Here is a 5,792-nt window from a genome sequence, read left to right as displayed (position 1 = left end):
CTGTTAACAGAACAAAAGCAAGATTAAAGAAACAATCTCAGGTTATACTGCATCATACATATTATAAATTAACATTATTGGGAAAACAGGTATATAAGTATTTAAGGGATAATAACTAATATGCCCATACTATGCTTAATAAGGCATGGCGAATCATTATGGAATAAAGAAAATAGATTTACTGGATGGGTTGATGTTGCATATCACAGATGAAGGAAGAGAACAGGCTATTAAAGGTGGACAAACTTTAAAAAGTTTAAATATAAAATTTGATATTGCATATACAAGTATATTATCAAGAGCAATTGAAACATTAGAAATTATTATAAAAATATTAGGATATAATATTCCAGTAATAAAAGATATTAGTTTAAATGAAAGACATTATGGAGATTTACAAGGATTAAATAATGATAAAGTTGCAGAAATATATGGAAAAGAACAAGTAAGATTATGGAGAAGAAGTTTAAAAGTAAGACCTCAAAATGGGGAAAGTTTAGAAGATACACAAAAAAGAACTATACCATTTTTTGAAAGAGCAATAAAGGNAGACTTAGAATTAAATAAAAATGTTCTTATTTCTGCTCATGGAAATAGTTTAAGGTCAATTGTTTCATATATTGAAAATTTAAATGAAGAACAAATATTAAATTTAGAAATTGAACCTGCAGTTCCTTTTTTATATGATTATGATAGAAAAGAAGAAGTTTTATAATAAGAGAATATTAAGAATTTAATATGCCGCGGTGCCCGAGGGGCCTAAGGGGGAGGGCTGCAGACCCTCTTATCAGGGGTTCGAATCCCCTCCGCTACTATTTTGTTATAAAATCTTTTCCAATATATTGCCTTAATTTTGCGGGTATTAATATTCTATTATTTTTATAATCGATAGTTATTTTCTATTATACATGTTAATTTTCTTTGTATTGGAGATAATGTACAATTTGATGTATGTACGTTATCTAAACTATTATCCTTTTTTCTATATCTAATATTTGATCTCCTTGCCTGCCAATCTGTTACATTCGATCCAGATACTAATTCCCTATATTTATTTTGTCCTGGGAACCATCCTTCAATATCATATTGTTTATAATTTCTCTTTCCCATAACCATTGATGCAATTAAAACTGTCCTATATGGTATATTCAATTTCTCTAAAAATTCTTCTGCTTTTCTTATTAATTCTTTATGATATTTTTCAGATATCTTCTGGTTTACAAAATATATATTGTTCAATTTTATGGAATTGATGCAATAACTAAATAATCCCTTTGTATCTTTACCATGTGCACCAGCTTCCTTTCTAAAGCATGGACTCCATCCAACAATNTTGATTGGTAATTGATCTTCTTCAATAATTCTATTATAATATAATGCAGTTATTGGATGCTCAGCAGTCCCTATTAAATATAGATCTTCTCCATCAATNTTATACATCATATCTGCAAAATCATCCAATGTTATTATTCCATCCAATATATCTTTTTTTAGCATATAAGGAGGTATTGTAAATGTATAACCTTTATTTATCATATATTTTACACCTTCTATACTCNATGATAAATCTAACAAAGATAATATAATAAATTCAAAGTAAAATCTTGAACCAGAAACTTCTCCAGCAATATCTGTATCTGCTAAATTAAATTCTTTTAATATATCATATTGATGCTTTAATTCCATCATTTACCTTTTTATATACTACTATTTTGTCATTATTTAATTTAAAAAAAGATAATACATCATTAAAGTTTATTTCTTTAAAATCTTCTTCATCATTTAATATTTTATTTAATTCTTCAAGTAATTCTCATTTTTTATATTTTTTTCATATTCCTTATTATTTCATATTTCATTTAATTCAACAATCCTCCATCCAAATCTTTCAGTCTGTTCTTTAAATAAATTTATATCAATACTCTAGGAATTCCCCAGAATTTTACTGGTGTATGTTTTACTTTCATCTCCAACAGGAACTTCATTTGATAATAGATTTGGAAAATTCCATAATAGGTCTATTAAATTATTCTCACCATTCTTAAATTCTTCTTCTTCTTTCTTTATTTCTTCATCTAAATCTTTTATATCTTCCTTTAATTTATTTAATAATTCTTCTGAAATATTTCCTTCATGTAGTCATTTACTATATCTATTGCAGCTTTAATTAATGTATTTCTATCTATTTTTCCATTTAAATATTGAATAACTGATCCATAAAATTTTGATAATAAATTTTTCTTATGTCTTGATTTTTCTAACTCCCTTTGTAACTCCCTTCTCTTATTATCTAACTCAATTACTTTATCTACAATATTTTCATCTAAGCCCCTTTTTCTAAATGTTTCTTTATAGTAATTCTATATTATTCCTTAAAAAATCTATATCAACTGGAAACCCCATCTGACCGATATACCATTGTAAATTAATAAAGTTTTACCCTTTTAAATATTTAAGATTAATAAATATTATCCTAATAATATACGTTTATGGCAAATATGATAATATCAAATAATATAAAACAATTTAGAATAAGAAGTATGAATANNNNCCTTGATATTATTGTGGAAGAATGGTGAGATTGGATAAGGCAATTAAACGAACAATATCACCAAAACTTAAACCAGATGTTTCTGCAGAACAAATTCCCATGCTAATTTTATCCAGTCCTATAAAAATATATATTTGTCCTGCATTTGCAAGATATAGGGGAATTTCTAAAAAAGATATAAAGAATAAAAATAAAGAACAAGAAATTTTAAAGAAATTAGGAATTGAGATTTAATGGTTGTTTTAGATGTTTCTTTAAATGAATTATATAAACTATTAAATAAAAAATTATCTGAAGAAGAATTAAGTGAATATTTATTAAATATAAAATGTGAATTAGATGAAATTAATGGAAATAATGCAAAAATTGAAGTAAAAGATTTTAATAGAATTGATTTATATAGTTTAACTGGAATTGCAAGAGAATTAAAAGGAATATTAAATATTGAAAATGGAATTCCAAAATTTGAAATAAAAGATTCTCCCTATATTTTAATTGTTGATAAAGAAATATCAAATGTAAGACCATATATTGTTGGTGCAATTGTTAAAAATGTAAAATTAAATGAAGATAGATTAAAAGATTTAATACAATTACAAGAAAAAATATCACATTTTTTTGGAAGAAATAGACAAAAAGTTGCAATTGGGACACATAATTTTGATTTAATTGAATTTCCTGTTTATTATAAATTAGCAGATCCAGAAACAAAATTTATTCCTTAATGATTTGATAAAGAATTATCATTAAGAGAAATATTGGAAAATACAGAACCTGGTAAAAAATATGCAAATATTGAAATATAAATATAATAAATCTCCAATTTTAATTGATTCAAATAATAATATTATTTCATTTCCTCCAATAATAAATTCAAATAAAATATTAAGCTAGATATTAATACAAAAAATATTTTCATAGATGTTTCCGGAACAGATTTAGAAAAAATATTATTGGCATTATATGTAATTGTATTGGCATTAAAAGATTTTGGAGGAGAAATATATTCAATTAATGTAATATATCCTGATAAAAAAATTAAAACACCAGAATTAAAAATTATTAAAAAAGAAATGGATTTAAATAAAATTAAAAAATATTTAGGAATAGAATTAGATGATAAAAACATTGTTGAATATTTAAATAGAAAAAGAATGAATGCAAAAATTGAAAATAATAAATTAATTATTGAATATCTAAATTATAGGGATGATATATTATCTGAATATGATATAATTGAAGAAATATTGATTTCTTATGGATATAATAATTTAAAACCAAGAGAAATTAAAATATATACAAAGGGAGAATTAAGTAAAGAAAGAAAGATAATAAATAATATAAGAAAAATAATGGTTAATATGGGATGCATAGAAATATATACTCCAATAGTTATCTAATAAGGATATAAATAGCTTATTAAATGAAGATAGAGGAGATTATTGAATTAATAAATCCTGCATCATCATCTTATAATTCAATTAGAGTATATTTATTATCTTCTTTCTTACAATTATTATCTGAAAATAATGAATTAAAATTCCCTGCAAAAATATTTGAATTAAATAGGGTTTCATATACTAAAAATAATAAAATAATTGACGATTGTGAGTTTTTAGATATTTATTCTAATTATGAGGTTTCTGTGAATGATTCATTAAAGGTATTAAAGAGATTATTTAAAGAATTAGAAATTGATTTTGATATAAGAAATTCAAATCATAAATTTTTAATAGATGGAAGACAAGGATATATATTTGTAAATAATGAAAATATTGGATGGATTGGAGAAATTGATCTAATTATATTAGAAAAATTAGATATAAAGTATCCATTAACTGGTTTTGAAATAAGCATAAAGGAATTAATGAAATATCATTAAATATGATATCTGAAATTGAATATAAAGTATTATCTATATTAAATGATAATTGGAAAAATTTAGATGAAATTTCAAATGAATTAAATATTGAAAAATATAAAGTATTACGGATTTTGGGATTTTTAAAAGAAAAAGGATTAATAGAATTAAGAGAAGAAAAAATAAAAAAATATGAATTAACTGAACTTGGAAAAAAATATTTAAAAGAAGGATTACCTGAAAGAAGATTATTAAATTTATTAAAGGAAAGGAAAGAAATAAATCTAGAAGAATTGGATGAGCATTTTAATAAAGATGAATTAGCCTTTTCTTTAGGATTCTTAAGAAAAAATGGTGCAATAAAGATCGAAAATGGAAAAGTAATATATATTAAAGAAATAGAAACATATGAAAAATATTTAGAAAAAATTAATGAAAATACAATAAAATTATTTAAAGGAAGAAAAGGAATTATTGAAGAAAAGGAAGAAACAATTTATTATGAAATAGAAAATGAAAAAGGAAAAGAAATTTTGAAAAATTATAAACCTGAAGAATATATTGAAAAATATACAAAGGAAGTTATTGATAAAAAAATATATAAAAATAAAAAATTTAGGCCATATGATATAAGAATTAATATTGAAGAAGAAAATATTGGAAGATATAATCCATATTTAGAATTTTTAGATAAAATAAGAGAAGAATTAATATCAATGGGATTTAAAGAAATGGATAAATATACTAATGATAATATCACATTTCTGGGATTTAGATTGTTTATTTATACCACAGGATCATCCTGCAGGAGATATTTCAATAATGGATGCATTTTATATTAAAAATATACAATATATAGAAGATTTTCCAAAAGATTTATTTGAAAATGTTAAAAAGACACAATTAAAATATTTTAAAACATTTGATGAAAATATTTCAAAAAGAGCTATGTTAATATCACATGATACTGCTATATCTGCACAGAACATTATTAAATGCAGAAAAACCTGGTAAATATTTTTTAATAGAAAAAGTATTTAGATATGATACAATTGATGCAAAGCATTTTATTGAATTAATCAACTTGAAGGAATTGTTTTAGATGATAATTTAACATTTTTAGATTTATTTGGAATATTAAAAGAATTAGTAGTAAATGTTTTAAAAGCAAAAAATATAAAATNCTATCCAGCATATTTCCATTTACAGAACCTTCTGTTGAAGTATATGCTGAGCATCCAAAATTAGGATGGCTTGAAGTTGGAGGTGCAGGTGTATTAGGGAAGAATTACTAAAACAATTTAATATAAATTATCCAGTCTTGGCATGGGGTCTTGGTGTTGATAGACTTGCAACAATATATCTAAATATTAATATATA

General features: G+C 23.1%; 10 protein-coding genes and 3 pseudogenes (2 of these 13 running past the window's edge). 11 read left to right on the top strand and 2 right to left on the bottom strand.

Annotated features, from left to right (window positions below):
* The 3 genes in view from LUA84_RS01990 to LUA84_RS01985 are tightly spaced (at most 1 nt apart) and all read left to right on the top strand, a layout consistent with a single transcriptional unit that may run on beyond the window.
* Nucleotides 1–119, top strand: the final stretch of a protein-coding gene (locus LUA84_RS01990; protein ID WP_457913286.1) for a DUF2250 domain-containing protein. The gene continues 295 nt to the left of window position 1, outside the view; 119 of the gene's 414 nt are visible here — the last part of the coding sequence; its start codon lies beyond the left edge, outside the window; its stop codon occupies nucleotides 117–119.
* 1 nt (nucleotide 120) lies between these two features.
* Complete coding sequence (locus LUA84_RS05240; protein WP_457913285.1) at nucleotides 121–213, top strand: histidine phosphatase family protein; 93 nt, start codon at nucleotides 121–123, stop codon at nucleotides 211–213.
* On the top strand, nucleotides 194–715 hold the full coding sequence (locus LUA84_RS01985; protein WP_457913284.1) for a 2,3-bisphosphoglycerate-dependent phosphoglycerate mutase: 522 nt from the start codon (nucleotides 194–196) through the stop codon (nucleotides 713–715). Before LUA84_RS05240 ends, LUA84_RS01985 begins: the two co-directional genes overlap by 20 nt.
* 164 nt (nucleotides 716–879) lie before the next feature.
* On the opposite strand, the gene LUA84_RS01980 is transcribed toward LUA84_RS01985, so the two are convergent.
* A complete protein-coding gene (locus LUA84_RS01980; RefSeq protein ID WP_457913346.1) occupies nucleotides 880–1,440 on the bottom strand; it encodes an aminoacyl--tRNA ligase-related protein in 561 nt (186 codons plus the stop codon).
* Nucleotides 1,441–2,105: 665 nt separating this feature from the next.
* Nucleotides 2,106–2,342 (bottom strand): annotated as a pseudogene (locus tag LUA84_RS05235) (hypothetical protein); the annotation flags it as partial.
* A 239-nt stretch (nucleotides 2,343–2,581) separates the two neighbouring features.
* Here LUA84_RS05235 and LUA84_RS01975 point away from each other — a divergent pair.
* The 8 genes and pseudogenes from LUA84_RS01975 to LUA84_RS05225 form a co-directional block, all read left to right on the top strand.
* The gene (locus LUA84_RS01975; RefSeq protein WP_231434201.1) at nucleotides 2,582–2,785 is read left to right on the top strand and encodes a hypothetical protein; all 204 of its coding nucleotides are present in this window, start codon (nucleotides 2,582–2,584) and stop codon (nucleotides 2,783–2,785) included.
* Nucleotides 2,785–3,276, top strand: a complete 492-nt coding sequence (locus LUA84_RS01970) for a hypothetical protein (protein ID WP_231434200.1) — start codon at nucleotides 2,785–2,787, stop codon at nucleotides 3,274–3,276. Before LUA84_RS01975 ends, LUA84_RS01970 begins: the two co-directional genes overlap by 1 nt.
* A 228-nt stretch (nucleotides 3,277–3,504) precedes the next feature.
* Entirely contained in the window at nucleotides 3,505–3,951 is a 447-nt protein-coding gene (locus LUA84_RS01965) for a hypothetical protein (protein ID WP_231434199.1), read from the top strand.
* 23 nt (nucleotides 3,952–3,974) lie between these two features.
* A complete protein-coding gene (locus LUA84_RS01960; protein ID WP_231434198.1) occupies nucleotides 3,975–4,433 on the top strand; it encodes a class-II aminoacyl-tRNA synthetase family protein in 459 nt (152 codons plus the stop codon).
* A 2-nt stretch (nucleotides 4,434–4,435) separates the two neighbouring features.
* Nucleotides 4,436–5,254 (top strand): helix-turn-helix domain-containing protein, encoded by an 819-nt coding sequence (locus LUA84_RS01955; protein ID WP_231434197.1) that lies wholly within the window; start codon nucleotides 4,436–4,438, stop codon nucleotides 5,252–5,254.
* Nucleotides 5,160–5,426, top strand: coding sequence for a tRNA ligase subunit PheS family protein (locus tag LUA84_RS04205; protein ID WP_256443509.1), 267 nt, complete (start codon nucleotides 5,160–5,162; stop codon nucleotides 5,424–5,426). The genes LUA84_RS01955 and LUA84_RS04205 overlap by 95 nt, the downstream gene beginning before the upstream one ends.
* Nucleotides 5,374–5,660: pseudogene (locus LUA84_RS05230) on the top strand (tRNA ligase subunit PheS family protein). Before LUA84_RS04205 ends, LUA84_RS05230 begins: the two are co-directional and overlap by 53 nt.
* Nucleotides 5,549–5,792 (top strand): annotated as a pseudogene (locus LUA84_RS05225) (tRNA ligase subunit PheS family protein) (it continues 70 nt past the right edge of the window). The pseudogenes LUA84_RS05230 and LUA84_RS05225 overlap by 112 nt, the downstream one beginning before the upstream one ends.

It is taken from the genome of Candidatus Nanopusillus massiliensis (assembly GCF_920984865.1).
This window is presented reverse-complemented; position numbering and strand designations above follow the sequence as displayed.